This is a genomic window from Campylobacter sp. BCW_6465, from assembly GCF_001762815.1.
Classification (GTDB): domain Bacteria; phylum Campylobacterota; class Campylobacteria; order Campylobacterales; family Campylobacteraceae; genus Campylobacter_D; species Campylobacter_D jejuni.
Map to the genome: position 1 here is coordinate 50785 of NZ_MJXN01000017.1, position 18978 is coordinate 69762.

At 30.4% G+C, this 18978-nt stretch carries 22 protein-coding genes; 10 read left to right on the plus strand and 12 right to left on the minus strand.

Features of this window, described 5'->3' with window-relative positions:
- The first annotated feature begins 6 nt into the window (after window positions 1–6).
- From AJ886_RS01745 to AJ886_RS01765, 5 genes are all read left to right on the plus strand, one after another.
- Window positions 7–1098, plus strand: coding sequence for a DNA adenine methylase (locus tag AJ886_RS01745; protein ID WP_002870664.1), 1092 nt, complete (start codon window positions 7–9; stop codon window positions 1096–1098).
- A 163-nt stretch (window positions 1099–1261) separates the two neighbouring features.
- Window positions 1262–2290 (plus strand): N-acetyl-gamma-glutamyl-phosphate reductase, encoded by a 1029-nt coding sequence (argC, locus tag AJ886_RS01750; protein ID WP_002861017.1) that lies wholly within the window; start codon window positions 1262–1264, stop codon window positions 2288–2290.
- A gap of 9 nt (window positions 2291–2299) precedes the next feature.
- Entirely contained in the window at window positions 2300–2746 is a 447-nt protein-coding gene (locus AJ886_RS01755; RefSeq protein WP_002861018.1) for a GNAT family N-acetyltransferase, read from the plus strand.
- A 3-nt stretch (window positions 2747–2749) separates the two neighbouring features.
- Window positions 2750–3595, plus strand: coding sequence for an acetylglutamate kinase (argB, locus tag AJ886_RS01760; RefSeq protein ID WP_074470015.1), 846 nt, complete (start codon window positions 2750–2752; stop codon window positions 3593–3595).
- 3 nt (window positions 3596–3598) lie between these two features.
- Entirely contained in the window at window positions 3599–4786 is a 1188-nt protein-coding gene (locus tag AJ886_RS01765) for an aspartate aminotransferase family protein (RefSeq protein WP_074486872.1), read from the plus strand.
- A gap of 19 nt (window positions 4787–4805) precedes the next feature.
- Here the strand turns inward: AJ886_RS01765 and AJ886_RS01770 are convergent, their stop codons facing one another.
- Window positions 4806–5435 carry a protein-L-isoaspartate(D-aspartate) O-methyltransferase gene (locus AJ886_RS01770; protein WP_002861021.1) on the minus strand — a complete coding sequence of 210 codons (630 nt, stop codon included), beginning with the start codon at window positions 5433–5435 and terminating at the stop codon, window positions 4806–4808.
- Window positions 5436–5523: 88 nt separating this feature from the next.
- Here AJ886_RS01770 and AJ886_RS01775 point away from each other — a divergent pair, with 88 nt between their 5' ends.
- Entirely contained in the window at window positions 5524–6072 is a 549-nt protein-coding gene (locus tag AJ886_RS01775; protein ID WP_070287054.1) for a gamma carbonic anhydrase family protein, read from the plus strand.
- Here the strand turns inward: AJ886_RS01775 and AJ886_RS01780 are convergent.
- From AJ886_RS01780 to AJ886_RS01810, 7 genes are all read right to left on the minus strand, one after another.
- Window positions 6041–7414 carry a nicotinate phosphoribosyltransferase gene (locus AJ886_RS01780; RefSeq protein ID WP_083267233.1) on the minus strand — a complete coding sequence of 458 codons (1374 nt, stop codon included), beginning with the start codon at window positions 7412–7414 and terminating at the stop codon, window positions 6041–6043. The genes AJ886_RS01775 and AJ886_RS01780 overlap by 32 nt on opposite strands.
- Complete coding sequence (locus AJ886_RS01785; protein ID WP_002870660.1) at window positions 7401–8423, minus strand: ribonucleotide-diphosphate reductase subunit beta; 1023 nt, start codon at window positions 8421–8423, stop codon at window positions 7401–7403. Before AJ886_RS01785 ends, AJ886_RS01780 begins: the two co-directional genes overlap by 14 nt.
- A 14-nt stretch (window positions 8424–8437) precedes the next feature.
- Window positions 8438–8848 carry an RDD family protein gene (locus AJ886_RS01790; protein WP_002870659.1) on the minus strand — a complete coding sequence of 137 codons (411 nt, stop codon included), beginning with the start codon at window positions 8846–8848 and terminating at the stop codon, window positions 8438–8440.
- Window positions 8849–9457 (minus strand): orotate phosphoribosyltransferase, encoded by a 609-nt coding sequence (pyrE, locus tag AJ886_RS01795; protein ID WP_002854423.1) that lies wholly within the window; start codon window positions 9455–9457, stop codon window positions 8849–8851.
- Window positions 9458–9459: 2 nt separating this feature from the next.
- On the minus strand, window positions 9460–10023 hold the full coding sequence (gene frr, locus AJ886_RS01800; RefSeq protein ID WP_079460285.1) for a ribosome recycling factor: 564 nt from the start codon (window positions 10021–10023) through the stop codon (window positions 9460–9462).
- Window positions 10024–10032: 9 nt separating this feature from the next.
- Window positions 10033–10401 carry a preprotein translocase subunit SecG gene (gene secG, locus AJ886_RS01805; RefSeq protein ID WP_070233472.1) on the minus strand — a complete coding sequence of 123 codons (369 nt, stop codon included), beginning with the start codon at window positions 10399–10401 and terminating at the stop codon, window positions 10033–10035.
- Window positions 10402–10504: 103 nt separating this feature from the next.
- Entirely contained in the window at window positions 10505–11200 is a 696-nt protein-coding gene (locus AJ886_RS01810) for a Bax inhibitor-1/YccA family protein (protein ID WP_002851668.1), read from the minus strand.
- A gap of 160 nt (window positions 11201–11360) precedes the next feature.
- Between AJ886_RS01810 and AJ886_RS01815 the strand changes: the two genes are divergently transcribed.
- Entirely contained in the window at window positions 11361–11996 is a 636-nt protein-coding gene (locus AJ886_RS01815; RefSeq protein WP_002851887.1) for a carbonic anhydrase, read from the plus strand.
- Window positions 11993–13876 carry a mechanosensitive ion channel family protein gene (locus tag AJ886_RS01820; RefSeq protein WP_070283977.1) on the plus strand — a complete coding sequence of 628 codons (1884 nt, stop codon included), beginning with the start codon at window positions 11993–11995 and terminating at the stop codon, window positions 13874–13876. The genes AJ886_RS01815 and AJ886_RS01820 overlap by 4 nt, the downstream gene beginning before the upstream one ends.
- A 22-nt stretch (window positions 13877–13898) precedes the next feature.
- Here AJ886_RS01820 and AJ886_RS01825 read toward each other — a convergent pair whose 3' ends face one another.
- The 4 genes from AJ886_RS01825 to AJ886_RS01840 form a co-directional block, all read right to left on the minus strand.
- Window positions 13899–14870: an iron-sulfur cluster assembly scaffold protein gene (locus AJ886_RS01825; protein ID WP_070243090.1), complete on the minus strand. Its 972-nt coding sequence runs from the start codon at window positions 14868–14870 to the stop codon at window positions 13899–13901.
- 9 nt (window positions 14871–14879) lie between these two features.
- Complete coding sequence (locus AJ886_RS01830) at window positions 14880–16061, minus strand: NifS family cysteine desulfurase (protein ID WP_070287056.1); 1182 nt, start codon at window positions 16059–16061, stop codon at window positions 14880–14882.
- Window positions 16062–16238: 177 nt separating this feature from the next.
- Window positions 16239–16640, minus strand: a complete 402-nt coding sequence (locus AJ886_RS01835) for a hemerythrin domain-containing protein (protein ID WP_070287057.1) — start codon at window positions 16638–16640, stop codon at window positions 16239–16241.
- Between the two features lie 138 nt (window positions 16641–16778).
- Window positions 16779–17945 (minus strand): hypothetical protein, encoded by a 1167-nt coding sequence (locus tag AJ886_RS01840; protein ID WP_070277554.1) that lies wholly within the window; start codon window positions 17943–17945, stop codon window positions 16779–16781.
- A gap of 155 nt (window positions 17946–18100) precedes the next feature.
- On the opposite strand from AJ886_RS01840, the gene rpmI reads away from it, so the two are divergent.
- A complete protein-coding gene (rpmI, locus tag AJ886_RS01845; protein WP_002777995.1) occupies window positions 18101–18292 on the plus strand; it encodes a 50S ribosomal protein L35 in 192 nt (63 codons plus the stop codon).
- Between the two features lie 94 nt (window positions 18293–18386).
- Window positions 18387–18740, plus strand: a complete 354-nt coding sequence (gene rplT / locus AJ886_RS01850; RefSeq protein WP_070277553.1) for a 50S ribosomal protein L20 — start codon at window positions 18387–18389, stop codon at window positions 18738–18740.
- Window positions 18741–18978 lie beyond the last annotated feature (238 nt).

Genomic DNA, 18978 nt, shown 5'->3' on the forward strand with positions numbered 1-18978 from the left:
TAAATTTTGAAAGAAAATCCTTCTTTTTTAAAAGAGCAAATTATAACTTATCTTGGAAATAAAAGAGCACTTTTAAGTTTTTTAAATAAGGGCTTTAAGGTAGCTAAAAAAGAACTTGGTAAAGATAAATTTAGTTTTTGTGATATGTTTAGTGGCTCAGGTATTGTAAGTCGCTTTGCAAAGGCATACTCGAGTTATATTTTAGCTAATGATTTAGAAGATTATTCAAAACTTATCAATAAGTGTTATCTTGCTAATAAAGACAAAGATTTACTCCAAAATCTAAAAAAGTGTTATAAAAATTTAACCCAAAATTTAGATTTTCAAAAAGGTTTTATCAGTGAGCTTTATGCTCCAAAAGATGATGATGATATTAAAAAAAATGAAAGGGTTTTTTATACTTTTAAAAATGCTTTATATCTTGATACTATGAGACAAAGAATTGAAAATGAAATTCCAAAAGAATTAAAGCATTTTTTTATAGCCCCTTTAATTTATGAAGCTAGTGTGCATTCAAATACTAGTGGAGTTTTTAAAGGTTTTTATAAGGGTAAGGATGGTATCGGAAAATTTGGTGGCGAAGGACAAAATGCACTTAAACGCATTAAAGGAGAAATAGAGCTTAAAATGCCTATTTTTTCAAATTTTTCTTGCGAATTTGAAGTGATGCAAAAGGATGCAAGCATGCTTGCAAAAGAACTTGATTTTTTTGATGTGGTTTATCTTGATCCTCCTTACAATCAACATCCTTATAGCTCTAATTACTTTATGTTAAATTTAATCGCAAATTATAAAAAACCTGAAGAAATTTCCAAAATCAGTGGCATTCCAAAAGATTGGAATCGTAGTACTTTTAATAAGTCAAAATTTGCCCAAGACGCTTTATTTGAACTTATTAATGATTTAAAAGCAAGAGTGATTTTACTTTCTTATAATTGCGAAGGTTTTATAAAAAAAGAAATTTTTTTAAAGCGTTTAAGTACTCTTGGAAAATGTCGTATTTTAGAACAAAAATATAATACTTTTAGAGCTTCTCGCAATCTTAAAAATCGTAATATTCATCTTCATGAACAACTTTATATTTTAGTTAAAAATTAAATTCTTGTTGCTAAAATTATTTTTTATTTTGCATGATTAAATTAATTTTATTTTTTCAGATGTTTTGATTTTCGAGCAATAAAGATAAGGTTAAAGAGAATAATAGTTAAAATTTTTAACTTTTTTTGTTTATAATATTTGCTTTTACATTTAAAGGATAAAGATGAAAATAAAAGTTGGGATTTTAGGAGCGAGTGGTTATGCAGGTAATGAGCTTGTACGCATTTTGCTTAATCATCCCAAAGTTGAAATTTCTTATTTAGGTTCGAGTTCTAGCGTGGGACAAAATTATCAAGATCTTTATCCTAATACCCCTTTAAATTTATGTTTTGAAAATAAAAATTTAGATGAACTTGAACTTGATCTTTTGTTTTTGGCTACTCCGCATGAATTTAGCGCTAAGCTTTTAAATGAGAATTTGTTAAAAAAGATGAAAATCATTGATTTAAGTGCAGATTTTCGTCTTAAAAATCCTAAAGATTATGAGCTTTGGTATAAATTCACTCATCCTAATCAAGAGCTTTTGCAAAATGCAGTTTATGGACTTTGCGAGCTTTATAAAGAAGAGATAAAAAAAGCAAGTTTGGTGGCAAATCCAGGTTGCTATACCACTTGTTCTATCTTAAGTCTTTATCCGCTTTTTAAAGAAAAAATCATCGATTTTAACTCAGTTATCATTGATGCAAAAAGTGGAGTAAGCGGAGCAGGAAGAAGTGCAAAGATGGAAAATCTTTTTTGCGAAGTTAATGAAAATATCAAAGCTTATGGTTTGGCTTCGCACCGCCATACTCCCGAAATTGAAGAGCATTTAAGCTATGCGGCCAAAGAGAAAATCACTCTACAATTTACCCCTCATCTTGTACCTATGCAAAGAGGAATTTTAATCAGTGCTTATGCAAATTTAAAAGAGAATTTGCAAGAACAAGATATACGCGATATTTATACAAAATACTATCAAAACAATAAATTCATAAGGCTTTTACCGCCGCAGTCGTTTCCGCAGACTCGGTGGGTTAAATCAAGCAATTTTGCGGATATAAATTTTAGTATAGATCAACGCACAAGGCGTGTTATTGTGCTTGGTGCTATTGATAATTTAATTAAAGGCGCAGCAGGACAAGCTGTTCAAAATATGAATTTAATGTTTGATTTTGATGAAGATGAAGGACTTAAATTCTTTGCAAATTTGTAAAGGATAAAAATGATAATACGAGCTATGCAAAAAAGTGATTATGAAGTCGTTTATAAGCTTTGGTGCGAGATAAAAGGCTTTGGGATAAGAAGCATTGATGATAGCAAAGAAAATATAGAAAATTTTTTAGATAGAAACCCAAATCTTAGCGTTGTAGCAGTGATTGATGAAGAAATTGTAGGAAGTATACTTTGCGGGCATGATGGACGCACAGGGGGATTTTATCATGTATGTGTGCATAAAGATCATAGAAAAAAGGGTATAGCACACGAGATGACAAAATTTTGTCTCGAGGCTTTAAAAGCTCAAAAGATCAATAAAATCGCCTTAATCGCTTTTAAAAACAATGATTTAGGCAATGAGTTTTGGAAACATTATGGTTTTACTTTAAGAGAGGATGCGAATTATTACGATCTTTCTTTAAATGAGTATAATCAAACCAGCTTTAATGTTTAAGGAATGATCATGCAAAAATATTTAGAAAAAGCCAATGTCTTAATCGAAGCTTTACCTTATATACGCAAATTTAATTCTAAGATTATACTTATAAAATACGGTGGATCAGCTATGGAAGATGAAGAGCTAAAGCATTGTGTGATGCAAGATATAGCTCTTTTAAAACTCGTGGGTTTAAAGCCTATCATTGTGCATGGTGGGGGAAAAGATATTTCTGCTATGTGTGAAAAATTAGGCGTAAAGAGTGAGTTTAAAAACGGTCTTAGGATTAGTGATAAAGCCACTACTGAAGTAGCAAGCATGGTTTTAAATCATATTAATAAAAATTTAGTCCATAGTTTGCAAAATTTAGGAGTTAAAGCCATAGGGCTTTGTGGTAAAGATGGTGCACTTTTAGAATGTGTGAAAAAAGATGTAAATTTAGCTTTTGTTGGCACGATACAAAAGGTAAATTCGAAAATTTTAGAAGAGCTTTTAGAAAAAGATTTTTTACCTATCATTGCTCCTATTGGCATGGATGAGGATTTTAATACTTATAATATCAACGCTGATGACGCAGCTTGTGCGATTGCTAAGGCTTTAAGGGCTGAAAAACTTGCTTTTTTAACCGATACTGCAGGGCTTTATGAGGATTTTAATGATAAAAATTCTTTAATTTCTAAAATCAGCCTTGAACAAGCTAAAATTTTAGCTCCTAAAATAGAAGGTGGTATGCATGTAAAATTAAAATCTTGCATTGATGCTTGTGAAAATGGAGTTAAAAAGGTGCATATTTTAGATGGACGCGTGAAGCATTCTTTGTTGCTTGAGTTTTTTACCGATGAAGGTATAGGCACTTTGGTGGGTTAAAGGATGAAAATGGATTATAAAGAACAAAGTCATATTATCCCTACTTATAAGCGTTTTGATATAGTTTTAGAAAAAGGGCAGGGGGTTTATCTTTTTGATGATAAGGCTAAAAAATATCTTGATTTTTCAAGTGGTATAGGCGTTTGTGCTTTAGGATATAATCATGCTAAATTTAATGCTAAAATCAAAGCTCAAGTGGATAAACTTTTACATACTAGCAATTTATATTATAATGAAAACATAGCCGCTGCAGCTAAAAATTTAGCCAAAGCTAGTGCTTTAGAGCGTGTTTTTTTTACAAATTCTGGCACAGAAAGCATAGAAGGAGCGATGAAAACAGCTAGAAAATACGCCTTTAACAAAGGTATTAAGGGTGGACAATTTATCGCTTTTAAGCATTCTTTTCATGGGCGTACTTTAGGGGCTTTATCGCTTACTGCTAATGAAAAATATCAAAAGCCTTTTAAACCTTTAATTTCAGGGGTTAAATTTGCAAAATATAATGATATTTCAAGCGTTGAAAAACTGGTAAATGAAAAAACTTGTGCCATTATCTTAGAAAGCGTACAAGGAGAAGGTGGGATAAATCCTGCAAATAAAGATTTTTACAAAGCCTTAAGAAAGCTTTGCGATGAAAAAGATATATTATTAATCGCTGATGAAATTCAATGTGGTATGGGTAGAAGTGGAAAATTTTTTGCCTATGAGCACGCACAAATTTTGCCTGATATCATGACTTCAGCTAAGGCCTTAGGCTGTGGGCTTAGTGTGGGTGCTTTTGTAATAAATCAAAAAGTAGCAAGCAATTCTTTAGAAGCGGGTGATCATGGTAGCACTTATGGGGGAAATCCTTTGGTTTGTGCAGGAATGAATGCGATTTTTGAAATTTTTAAAGAAGAAAAAATTTTAGAAAATGTCAATAAACTCACGCCTTATTTAGAGCAAAGTTTAGATGAGTTGATCAAAGAATTTGATTTTTGTAAAAAACGCAAAGGCTTAGGGTTTATGCAAGGGCTTAGTCTTGATAAAAGTATAAAAGTGTCCAAGATCATTCAAAAATGCCAAGAAAACGCACTTTTGCTGATAAGTTGTGGGGAGAATGATTTGAGATTTTTACCTCCTTTGATTTTGCAAAAAGAACATATTGATGAAATGAGTGAAAAGTTAAGAAAGGCTCTAAAGAGTTTTTAATAAATTTTGTAAAAAAAGTTTATTCTTTTCCATCTACTATAGGCACAAATAAACATTCTTCTAAAATTTCTTTTTGTAAATTTGTGCCATTTTTTCTAAGGCGTGTGATGAATTGTTTGCCATTGTGTAAAATAGGAGCGACTAAAATCCCGCCATCGCTTAATTGATCGAGTAAAATTTCAGGAATTTGTGTCGCATAAGCAGAAAATAAAATTCTATCATAAGGAGCATAATTTTTCCAGCCATTTTGTCCATCATCAAATTTTACATTGATATTAAAAAGTTCTAATTCTCTGAAAGTTTGAGCGGCTTTTTTGGCTAAATTTTCTATGCGTTCTATGGTAAAAACACGCCTTATGACTTTGCTTAAAATCGCAGCTTGATAGCCGCTTCCACAACCTATCTCTAAAATACTATCAGCATTTTTAAAATCTAAAGCCATAGTCATTTTAGCTACAGTTAAAGGTGAACTAATCCATTGAGAATTTGCCAAAGGCAAAGCATCAAGGCGATAAGCATGAGCTTTTAAAGGAGAAAAAATTTCACGCGGAATTTGACAAAAAGCATTAAAAAGCTCTTCATTGATAAAAACTTTTTGTGCAATTTCTTCAGCCATATTTTGACATCTTTTTTGTTCAAATGCGTTCATTACTTCTCCTATAAATTTAAATAAAAATTGTAACTAAAAAAGTTGAAATAGAGTTAAACTTAGCTATACTTAAATAAAAAGGAAAAAAATGCTTATAAAATTTAAAAATCATAGTCCCAAACTAGGTCAAAATGTTTTTGTTGCAGAGGGAGCTAAAATCATAGGAGAAATAGAAATAGGAGATGAAAGTAGCATTTGGTTTAATTGTGTTTTAAGAGCTGATGTTAATTTTATAAAAATTGGCAAAAGAACCAATATTCAAGATCTTAGCACGGTGCATGTTTGGCATAGGGAATTTGATGAAAAAGGAAAGTTAAAAGATGCTGGTTTTCCTACAATAATAGGAGATGATGTAACCATAGGACATAATTGCGTTATCCATGCTTGTGTGATAAAAAATCGTGTTTTAATCGGAATGAATGCTGTTATCATGGACAATGCTTTGATAGAAGAAGATAGCATAGTGGGTGCTGGAAGCGTTGTAACAAAGGGTAAAAAATTTCCGCCACGCTCTTTGATACTTGGAAATCCTGCAAAATTTGTGCGTGAATTAAATAATGAAGAAATAAGCTTTCTAAAACAATCCGCTTTAAATTATGTGGATTTTAAAAACGAGTTTTTAAAAGATCTTCAGTGATATTTTGAAGTTTAGGCGAGAGTTTTACTTCAAATTTCACAAAACGATCAAGATCTAAAAAACTCTCATCGAGTTTTGAGATTTGCTCTTTTGTATAATCTTGAATAGTATTTAAAGATGACTTTTTAAGAAGTCTTTTTTCTTTGTAGACTAATTCTAAAAGTTCTTTGCGTTCTAAATTTTCATCTTGATTTGGGTTTTCGTCAAAAACATAAAGCTCATCAAAAAGGATTTTTTGCGTGTTTTTATCATAAACTCTAAAAAGTTTTTTAAAATGAGGTAGGGTTGATTTTTCGTTATTTTCACTGATTTTTATTTTAGGTTTTATGCCTTGATCTTCTAAGGCTGCGAGTTTATAAACGCAACTAAAAATAGGATCGCTTGAAGCAGTGATCAATCTTTCGCCTACACCAAAGATATCAATAGGTGCATTTTGTTCTTTGAGTTTTTTAATACTCCATTCATCAAGGGCGTTAGAAACTATGATTTTACATTTTTGAAGTCCTGCTTGATCAAGTTCTTGTCTGATTTTCAAACTCAACTTAAGTAAATTTCCAGAATCTATTCTGACACCGCCTTCTTGGATACCAAATTCTTTAAAAACTTTAATCGCATTTTTAAGTCCGCTATTTAGACAATCATAAGTATCGATCAAAAAAACAGGATTTTTTGGATAAATTTTCACATAAGCTTTAAAAGCTTCAAGTTCATTTTCAAACATTTGCACCCAAGAATGTGCCATAGTTCCATTGATAGGGATATTATAAATTTTTCCTGCTAAAGTACAAGCACTTCCTATGCAACCTCCTATAAAAGCTGCTCTTGCCCCTTTTAAGGCCGCTTCACTTCCTTGTGCTCTGCGTGAGCCAAATTCTAAAATTTTACTGTTTTTAGCTGCACGCACGATACGATTGGTTTTGGTAGCAATAAGGCTTTGGTGGTTTAAACTTAAAAGTAAAAAAGTTTCTAAAAGCTGTGCTTCTATGGTTGTAGCTTTAATACATAGCAAAGGTTCGTTTGGAAAAATCACTTCTCCTTCACGCATAGCATAAATTTCACCTTTAAATTTAAAGTTAGCTAAAAAATCTAAAAATTCTGTATCAAAAATACCTTGTTTTCTTAAAAATTCTATATCTTCTGCATCAAAACTCAAATTTTCAACAAAGTCTAAAATATCTTCAAGACCTGCAAAAATAGCAAAAGATCCTGAATCTGGAATTTTTCTAAAAAATATATCAAAATAACAAATTTGATCTTTTTTATTGTTTTTGAAATAGCCTTGAGACATTGTAAATTCATAAAAATCACAAAGTAAGGCTAAAGAAGTTTTAGAAGTCATCAAAGCTTATACTACCCTTAGAATAATTCGTTACTTTACTTTCAAAGAAATTGCTCTTTTGATCGTTAAATTTTGAAAAATCATCTACCCATTTAATAGGATGTTTTGCATTGTATAGCTTGTCTAAATTGATTGCGCTTAATCTTTGATCTACAAGATAATGGATATATTCTTCTATGATATCATCAGTAAAGCCCATGATTTGATTTTGAGTGATGTATTTACCCCATTTGATCTCAAGATCTCCAGCTTTTTTAAACATATCATAAATTTTATTGATATTTTCATCATGGAACAAATCAGGTCTTTCTTTGCGTACTGAATTGATCATATTTTGAAATAATAAAAGATGTGTGATTTCATCTCTTTGGATAAAGCGGATCATTTGTGCTGAACCTAGCATTTTTCCTGCACGTGCAAGTGCGTAAATAGCAGTAAAACCACTATAAAAATATACTCCTTCTAAAATTTGATTTGCCACCATAGCTAAAAGAAGTTTATTATCATCTACATCGCCTGCTAATTCTTCATAAATGCTTGAAATAAAGTCATTTTTTTCACGCAAAGTTTCATCATGCTTTTCCATTTCATAAATCAAATCTGTATTATCGCAAATCGCTTCTACCATAACAGCGTAAGATTTTGAATGGTTTGCCTCTTCATAAGCTTGGCGTGCTAAAACCGCATTGATTTCAGGAGCTGTGATATAAGGGTTGATATTATCTGCTAAATTATTGGTTTGAAAACTATCCATAGAAATAAGCTGACTCCAAACTAAATCATACATTCTTTTTTCACCTGTGGTTAAATTACAGCGATAATCAAGTGCATCTTTAGTTGTATCCACTTCTTTTGGAAACCAAGTATTTGCCTCCATTAAATCCCAAAGTTTTAAAGCCCAAGTATATTTTGCCTTAGTGAAATTTAAAATTCCATGTGGGTTACCATCAAAAACTTTACGATCTCCTAGGGTTTCGTTTGAGCTTGGATTGTAAATTCTTTTTCTTTGCATTTTTTAACCTTTCTTTATGCTTTGGTGGCTATACAACTTTGAGTTAAAATATCATGTAAATTTAAACGATCTTTTCTTACAAAACTGACAAATAAACCAAAGAGTAAGCCAAAACTTATAATAAATATCACATATCTTAGTAAAATTCTAAGAAAACTTAGTTTCTTTCCCGTTTTTATATCAATAAGATATAAATCATATGCTTTAAGACCTGGGCTTTGTGCCTTTTTTGTTAAAAAAATAGCTTGAATCAAACCAAATAAAAAAGTACATAAAGTTGTGATAAAATGGTTGTTTAAAAAAGCTTCTTTAGAGCCTAATATAAAATAAAATAAATATAAAATAGGAACATAAATAAGAAAAATATCTATAAGCAAAGCTCTAAATCTTAACCATCTAGAGCTAATTTTTGCTTTAGTTTTCATTTAATTTCCACGACTTCCTGGTTTTATGGCTTTGCTCCCTTTTTTACAAAGCGGACAATTTGTTTCATCATAAATTTCAAATTCAAAATTTCCTAGAGTAAAGAGTGGTAAATTTTCAGGTAATTTCGCATTATCTTTTCTTGGAGATTTTAGATTTTCTACCGCACAAAAACCACGATTTGCTAATGCTGCAAAACCTACAACAATGCCACCTAAACTTTCAATGATTTTTGCACTCTCTAAAGCACTACCACCTGTAGTAATGATATCTTCACAAATTATAAATTTTTCACCCTTTTTTACTTCAAAACCACGTCTTAAAGTCATTTCTTTATTTACTCTTTCAGTAAAGATAAAACGTTTACTACAAGCTCTTGCAAGCTCATAACCTGCTAAAATTCCACCTAAAGCAGGAGAGCAAATGCTATCAAATTCTATCTTATAGCTTGCAATAATCTTTGCAAGTTCATCACAAAGTTTTGCTGCTAATTTTGGATCCTCTAAAACTTTTGCACTTTGAAGATAAAACTGCGAATGTTTACCTGAACTTAGTAAAAAATGCCCTTCTAAATAAGCACCACAATCTTTATAAATTTGCTCTAAATTCATCGTTAAACCTTTAAAAGTTCACTTTCTTTGCTTTTTACACTCTCATCAATTTTTGTTGTATAGGTGTCGGTAAGTTTTTGCACTTCATCATAAGCTTTTTTTGCTTCATCTTCGCTTATTGCCTTATCTTTTTCTAGTTTTTTAACTGCATCGTTGGCATCTTTGCGTATATTTCTTATAGAAACTTTTGCCTTTTCACCCATAGCTTTAGCTTGCTTTACGTTTTCTTCTCTTTGCTCTCTAGTCATCGGAGGGAAAAATAATTTTACACTTTCGCCGTCATTGTTTGGATTTACACCGATATTTGCAGCTGCAATAGCACTTTCTATGGTTTTTAGTAAAGGTTTTTCCCAAGGAGTGATGCTAATAGTTGAAGCATCGCTTGCTAAAACAGTTGCTACTTGATTTAAAGGAGTTTGAGTTCCGTAATAATCCACTGTAATATGATCTAAAATATGGGTATTAACTTTTCCAGTTCTTAAAGTGGTGAAGTCTTTTTTTAAGGCTTCTAAAGATTTTTCACTTTGGGTTTTTTGTTTGTTAAAAATTTCACTTAGCATTATCATTTCCTTTAATTATTTACTTGAATTAACATCGCTTGGAAGTTGTGGTGCACTTGGAGCGATAGAATTTGTGTTTGGGGTAGCAGGCACAATAGGAGCGCTTGGAATAGTAGTGTTGTTTTCTACTTTAATTTTCTCTGCTAGAGAGTCCTTGCTAGCTTTATTGTATAAATAACCAAGACCAATAGTATTTGCAATAAGTAAAATTCCCATAATAAAGGTAAATTTTGCTAAAAATCCAGCCGGTCCTTTGGCGCCAAATAAACTTTCATTGCTTCCACTATAAGCTCCAAGTCCTATACTTGAACTTTTTTGAAGTAAAACTGCTATACAAATAACTACAACGATGATAAATTGTAAAATGATTAAAAGAGTGATCATTGAAAATTCCTAAAAGTTAATTTTTAAATGATTATTTTAGCTAAATAAAACTTGAAAAGTTTTGAAACTTGATAAGTTTTTGTGAGAAAAATCCCACAAAAACTTATCTGCTATTGAAGCTTCTTAAGATATTAAGTAAAGATACGAAAAGATTAACAAAATCAAGATAAAGTGCTACTGCACCTTCGATTGGAGTTTCATAATTTCCGCGGATAATATTTTGCGTATCATAAAGAATGTAAAATGAAAATAATATTGCAGCTACTGCTGAAATAGCTAGATTAACTATACTGCTTTGGAAGAAAAGGTTTAGTAAAGATGCTGCTACAATAACGATTAATACTATAAATAAAGCTTTACCCATAACAGTAAAATCTTTTTTTGTATTCATAGCAAATACACTAAGTCCTGCAAAAGCAACCGTTGTTAAAGCAAAAGCTTGAGCGATGATAATTCCTCCAGCTGGTAGAGCTAAAACTGAAATAAGTAAAGGTGTAAGCGTTAAACCTGAGCAGAAAGTAAAACCAAAAAGTAAAACAAGATTTAATGGAGCCTCTCTTTTTTTCCATTGCAAAGCAAATAAAAGTCCGATTTCAACAGCAAAAAGGATCCAAAAAGTTACTTGTGATTGTATAAAAAATGATGCTAAAGCAAAAATTCCTACATATGCACCTACTGTTGCAGCTAATAATGAAGCAGCAAAAAGTTGATAAGTTTGTTTAATAAAAATACTTAATTCGCTTGAGCGTGTATTTTCAAATTCTTTTGATCTTGAGTAGTCTCTATCATAAAGACTCATAAAATTCTCCTTGCAAAATTGTTAGATTTTTTAAAATCTTGAGCGAAATCTAACATATTAGACTAAATAAAAAGTTAATTTATATAATATCTTAATGCTTAAATGAAATCTTTGCTGAAATTTTGTTATAATTTCAAGATTTTAGTTTTAGGTTGGTTTTATGGAAAATCTTATTAGCGGTGCGATTAAGTTTATGCAAGAAGACTTTAAGGAGCATGAAGAACTTTTTGAAAGTCTAAAAAATAAGCAAAATCCCCATACTCTTTTTATAGGTTGTTCTGATTCTAGAGTAATTCCAAATTTGATCACTAATACGGGTCCAGGTGAGCTTTTTGTAATACGAAATATTGCAAATATAGTTCCACCTTATCGCGTTGGAGAAGATTACTTGGCGACAACTTCAGCAATAGAGTATGCTTTAAATTCATTGCATATTAAAAATATCGTCGTTTGTGGCCATAGTAATTGTGGAGGTTGCAATGCTCTTTATTATTCTGATGAAGAGTTAAATAAAATTCCTAACGTAAAAAAATGGCTTACTATGTTAGATCCGATAAAAAAAGATGTGATGATTTTTGCAAGAGACGATTTGGCTATGCGTTCATGGCTTACAGAAAAATTAAATTTAGTAAATTCTTTGCAAAATATACTTACTTATCCAGGCGTACAAGAAGCTTTAGATGAAGGAAAAATAGAAGTACATGCTTGGTATTATATTATAGAGACAGGTGAAATTTATGAGTACGATTTTAAAGCAAAAATTTTTACTTTAATACAAGATAGGAAAGTTCAATGAAGAAAATTATTTTTAGTTTATGTTTTTTTATTTTATACCTTGGAGCACAAGAATTTAAATTTATTGATGCGAATATTAGTAAAGAAGATGAAGGAATTTATGCTTTAGTTGAAAAATATGTTGATCTTAACAATCAAATTAAAGAATTTAAGAAAAACAATGATGAAAATTCAAGCACTTTTAATGGTATTTTAAGTGAATTTGAAAAAGACAAAAAGACTATTTTAGCAAAAATACCCGATATGATAGTAGGACAAAAGATTAATGAAGAGGCAGTGGTTAGATTTTTAAAAGCAAAAGAAAAATTACTAGATGTTCAAAAAAAGAATATTAATAAGCCCTATATTTATACAGATGCCACTCTTAATCTAGTTTATTTTAACATTGTGGAAAGTTTTTATTCTTCTTTGTTTGAAGTGGAAAAACTTTTTAAAAATACAGCAAGTAGTGAAGATTTAATTGCTACTGTTGATAAGGCAATGGAAAATTTACAAAATTCTTCTAGTGTAAATTTAGATAGTTTTAAAAGTAAAATTACAAATCCAGAAGAATTGGAAAAAATTACCCTAAAAGAAAGATATATTGGTAACGCTTTAGATTCTTATTCTGAAATTCTTAAGTATTTACGATCGAATGCAGACTTACTTGAAAGTAATTATATTTTTTCATTACTCGAGCTTCAAGTTTGGATAGATCGTATAAATGAGGCAATTGGGGTAAGTTTTGTTAATATCGGAAAAATAGTAATTTCTGCTTTGGTTTTAGTATTTTTTATATCTTTAAGACGTTTTTTTGCAAACATAGTGTATTTTTTCCTTGTTCGGCTTTTTTATAGAAATAAAAATGATATAGATGATATTAAAGTTATTTTTATTGAGAATATTAAAAAACCAGTGAGTTTTTTTCTGATCGTTTATGCTATTTCGATTTGTCTTACCATAGCAACTTATCCTGCACCTTTGAGTATCAATTTAAGTAATTTTTTCCACATAATTTATGCGGTTTTGATTGCATGGCTTATTTTGAAAATGCTTGATGGTTATGGAATGGTACTAGTTTCTAAACTTGCTCAAAAAAGTGGAAAAAAAGAAGTTGTAAATTTAATTATTAAAATTTTATATTTTGTTATTATTATCATAGCTTTATTATATATCCTTGCTCAGCTTGGTTTTAATATTTCAGCTATTATTGCATCTTTGGGAATTGGTGGTTTAGCTGTTGCTTTAGCAGCGAAAGATATAATTGCAAATTTCTTTGCTTCTATACTCTTGCTTTTTGATAATAGTTTTAATCAAGGAGATTGGGTAGAGGTTTCAGGTATAGAAGGAACAGTAGTTGAAATAGGACTTAGAAAAACTACTATTAGAACTTTTGATAATTGTCTCGTGTTTTTACCAAATTCAACTATTATGGGAGCTAATATCAAAAATTGGAGTAAAAGACGCATAGGTCGCCATGTTAGAATGTATTTGGGCGTTGGTTATGATGCTACTCCTGAAAAACTAGAACAATGTGTAAAAGATTTGAAAGAATTTTTGGATACAAGTGATTTGGTAGCTCACGATGAGGATAGCGCATTAAAATATGGCGATCATACAACAAAATATCGTCAAAATCTTGTATCTATTAATGATTTAGAAGGCTATAAAAATGCTTGTTATGTGGCTTTAAGTGAATTTGCAGATAGTAGTATTAATATAGAGCTTTATTTTTATACCAAAGAAATAGGTGGAAAAGATTTTAGAGAAGCTAGACAAAGCTTAATGCTTGAGTTTATGCGTATAATCGAAAAAAATGGCTTAACTTTTGCTTTTCCAAGTCGTAGCATTTATATAGAAAATTTACCACCCCTTGATTTGCAAGCAAAAGCTATAAAATAGCAAGATTTTATCTTGCTATTTTTTAAACCGGCATAACGCGTATATTTGGACTTAATTCTTCTTGTAAAATCGTTTCAATAGCATAAAGTGTCGCACCACTTCCACTAGAACAACCACTACAAGCACCAAGATAACGAATATAAACGTCAATTGCTACACCTTCAGCCTTTTGTATATCAATCACTTCCAAATCTCCACCATCATTATGAAGCATAGGGCGAATTTCAGCATCTAAAACACTCTCAACTGCTTTTAATTGTCCTACTACGGTCATTTCATCAAAAGCCACATCGCTTTTCATTGTATTTTTGAGTTTTTCTCTATCCATCTCGGCTCTGGTTTCAGCTAAAATATCTACAAGGTAATAATCTCTTTTTTCATGTCCGCCTGGTTTGATACAGGACTTGCAAAAAGCACCTGCTTTAGTATATTGTGTGATTTCCTCTACACTATGCAAATCATTAAGTTTAATCACTTCTTTAATAGTTCCAAGACTTACTCTAGCACACTCACAAACTATAATTTGATCTTCAAAATCTTCAGGACTTATACCTTTATAATGAGCTGCTGCTTGTTTGATTACATCATAAGCCATAACCGAACAGTGCATTTTTTGAGGCGGAACAGCTGGAGTTTCTGGATTATCACGCATAGCAAATTCCACATCTAAATTTGTGATTTTTACTGCTTCATCTACAGTTTTTCCTATGCAAAGATCTACCATAGTATCACTACTTGCTATAGCTGTACCACAACCAAAACTTTTAAATTTTGCATCGATAATTTTATCAGTTTTTTCATCTACAAGCCAAAAAAGTCTTACCGCATCACCACAACTTTCTGCACCAAAATCAGCTACGATCAATTTTGCGTTGCGTGCTTTAGCATCTTCTTCGCTAAATTCTCCCATATGTTGAGGATTATTCATTCTATCTTGAACTTTTTGTGAATACTCATCCCAAATGGATCCACCAATTAAACTATTTTTTCCCATTTTTCATCCTTATTTGTAATTATTTGGATTATAAGCATAAGTACAAGAAATTGCTCTTAATCTCTGTGTTGCATTTTTAATTTGTTTTGCCGCATAATCAATTTCTTCTTCAGTATTAAAACGCGACAAAGAAAGTCTTAAAGCTGTATGCGCTAAATCATGCTCCGCACCGATAGCTTCCATAATAGGATTGCTTTCTAAAGCTTCACTTGCACAGGCTGATCCCGTACTTGCAGCTATACCATTTTTATTTAAATCCCAAAGCATTGCTTCGCCTTCAACACCTTTAATACTTGCTAAGATTGTATTAGGCACACGGTGCTCCCTTTTTCCAACCACTGTTGTATCAGGCAAGGCTAAAATTTGATCTTCTAGTTTATCTCTTAAACGGCGTATATGAGAATCTTCAAAATCAAGCATAGTATTTGCAATACGCAAAGCCTCGCCCATAGCCACTATGTAAGGCACATTTAAAGTCCCACTTCTACGACCACCCATGTGTTCTCCACCGTGTAAAAGTGGAGTAAGTTTAAGTCCTTTTTTTATAAAAAGTCCACCCACACCCTTTGGTCCATGAAATTTATGCGCCGAAAATGAAGCAAAATCAACTCCTACTTGAGTCAAATTAACCTTTATTTTGCCTACTGCTTGAGTAGCATCTGTATGAAAAAGAGCGCCAAATTCATGTGCAAGTTCTGCCATCGCTTTAATATCAAAAATCATACCTGTTTCATTATTTGCCCACATAACACTTACAAGTGCTGTTTTATCGCTAATCACCTTACGTAAATCTTCTACAGTAGAAACCCCTTCTTCATTTACAGGGAGTTCTATGACTTTTACTCCAAGATTTTTTAAAAAATAAGCAGCAGCAGTAACAGCAGGGTGTTCTACGCTAGAAATAATCACTTCATTGCGTTCCTTATCTAAAATATGATCAAAATACACACCCTTAAGCACCCAGTTAATACTTTCTGTTGCACAGGAGGTTACAACTATATCATCTAAATCATTTGCTCCAAGCCCTGCATAAAGCTTGTCCAAAGCTTCTCTTAAAGCAGGATGTGTTGTGCTTCCATATTGATGAAGGCTATTTGGATTTCCATACACATCCTTTAAAAAAGGTAGCATTAACTCATAAGCATTAGGATCAAGCATCGTCGTTGCATTGTTATCTAAATATACTTTCACTTTAAAATCCTTAATTTATCCTTAATTTTAATTAGGATATTTTTTATCTTTATTCGAAAACGGATAATAACAAAAATTTATAAAAATTAGGTTAAAAATTATAACAAAAATAAAATGCTAAAGTAAAATTTTAAAGTGAAGTATTTTGTGAATTTTATATAGTAAAAATGAGAAATTCTATTTCTTAAATTTTTCTTCGTAATACTTTACTATTTTTGAATCTTCTTTGACTGTATGTTTAAAGATAAAATCTTGAACAACGAGATCTAGCTTTTCAGTCATTATATTTACAAATTTAGCTTCACTAATGATAATTTCTTCAATTTCTAAGATAATTTTTCTGTGAATTCTTGTATGATGGTTGATATAAGGATATTCTATTTCTCTCATAAAGGCTTCTTCATCTGAAAAATGTCTATTGATCATTACCAATAATTCTCTTAAAACAATTTTTAATTCTTTTGTTTCAACATGACGTTGGCTCATTAAAGAGAGTTTTTTAGAAATTTCAAAAAGTTCTTTATGTTGATGATCTAAAAGATCGTTATTCATTGAAATAATTTTTTCATTATAAATCATGGTTTTGAGTGCTTTTATATTTATATTTTTTCGGGAGCGAATTATAATGTTACAATACTTAAAATTTTATTAATTACTCATATAAAAATTATTATTATTGAAATATTTATAATTTATATATTTTTTGTAAAAATTATTTTAAACCATCACAGACATATAAGAGTTTAGAATTTTATTTATATTTGCTTGTTTTTGGCGACGATCTAGAAAATTTTCTATAGAATTAGAGCGTAGTTGATTTACCTCTTCTAATCTTTGCGTGTCTTGACTTTGGTTTTGATATTGTTTTTTAAAAGCATCAAAATCATTGCGAGTTTGATCGATATAAATTTGAAATATTGAGCTTGAATTTGCAAATTCTCTTAAATCCATATCTTTTTGGTAGTTAATATATTGTTGAAAAAATACAGATAGTTTGTCTTGAGTACTTGTTTTTTTATCTATGCCATTAACATAAAGATAAAGATCAAAACTCATCTTTTTTTCATTTTCTTTTTTGATGTAATCTTCTATATCCATTTCGCCTTTAAGAATTTTTTGTAAATTTTGATGAGAGCTCAGTTCTAGAGTGACAGGTTTCATAAAAAAGTTAAATTCTTTTTCATTTTGGGTTTTTATATCATGGTAGATAAAATTCATTAAAAGACCAGATTTTGATACTTCTGCATTTTTAGTTAAATAAGGTTTTAAAATTTCATTAGAAGAAGTATTTTCTATGGCTTTATTAAAATGAAAATTAGTTATTTTATTATCTAACATTAAAGTATTTAAATTTGTGATATTGCTTAATGCCAAATCAATTTCTTCTTGATTGTTGTAAATTCTTGAAATTTGGCCTAAAAATTCTCCATTATCTGTTGAAAAACCTGATGATAGTTTTGAAATAAAATCGCGACTTAAATAAGCATTATCATCTTGTAAAAATTCTGAATTTATGGATTTTAATGAACTATAATAGCTATTTAAAAGATAAGGTAGATCAATTTTATTGTAATTTAAAATTTCATCTTGTTTCGTGAGTTCTTTTGCTATGCTTCTAACGCTTTTAATGTTGATGTCATAAGATTCTGGTATATTGGCAATTTTATTTAAATCTTTATTGAAAAAACCTTCTTCATTGATTCTAAATCCAAATTCACTAGCATAAGTGGTATTATTAAAAACATAACTTAATTGTTTTAAGCTATTTTCATTTCCTTCTTGTTCTAAAGCTTTGCTATCTTTAATCAAATTTAGAGCAGAGCTATTCTGTAAAGGATTAGATAAGGTTAAATTTTGATATGGATTTGCTGAATTTATAGTCATTTTAAATCTTTCCAAAATATTGCTGATTTTTTATAAGCAAAAGGTGTGCCAAGTTTTTTAAAAATTAAATTCAGTCAAAAATTAGAAAAAATTTGATAATATTTAGCTTTTCTTTTAATTTGAAAAATAAAAATTTATCTAAATAAGGAAAGCGTATGCCAAAGATGAAAAGCGTTAAAAGTGCAGTTAAACGCTTCAAAGTAGGTAAAAATAAAATCAAAAGAGGCTCAGCTTTTAGAAGTCATATTTTGACTAAAAAACCTGCAAAAAGAATGCGTGATCTTCGCACAGCTAAATATGTGCATAGCACAAACGTAAAAGCTGTTGAAAAAATGCTAGGAATTTAAGTTTTTGACCAAAAGTCATTCAAACTCCCCTTTGAAGTTGAAATTTCAAGGGCAAGCTCCATTTTAGGACGCCACTTTATGAAAGGAAATAAAAATGGCAAGAGTAAAAACAGGCGTTGTTAGACGTCGCAGACACAAAAAAGTTTTAAAATTAGCGCGTGGTTTTTATAGCGGACGCCGCAAACATTTTAGAAAAGCAAAAGAACAATTAGAAAGAAGTCTAGTCTATGCTTATCGTGATAGACGTCGCAAAAAAAGAGACTTCCGTCGTCTTTGGATTGTGCGTATCAATGCTGCTTGTAGGCTTAATGATTTAAGTTATTCAAGATTTATCAATGGTCTTAAAAAAGCAGGTATTGAACTTGATAGAAAAATTCTAGCAGATTTAGCTATGAATGATGCTGCTGCTTTTACAAAAATTGCAGAGGCTGCAAAAAAAGCACTTTAATTTTTTAGTGTAAGAATTTCAAGATTTTATCTTGGAATTCTTAAAATTCTAATAAACCCTGTAATATCAATTTTTATTTTTAAAATCTTTCTTAATTTTATTCATTAATTGAATTTATAAATTCGAAGTAATAAAATCACATTTATTATATACGGTTAAATTTTAAATTATCCAAAAAAACATCCATCCTAATAATTTTAAAATTATCAGGATGAAATTTTAACAAGTAGGAGAGTAA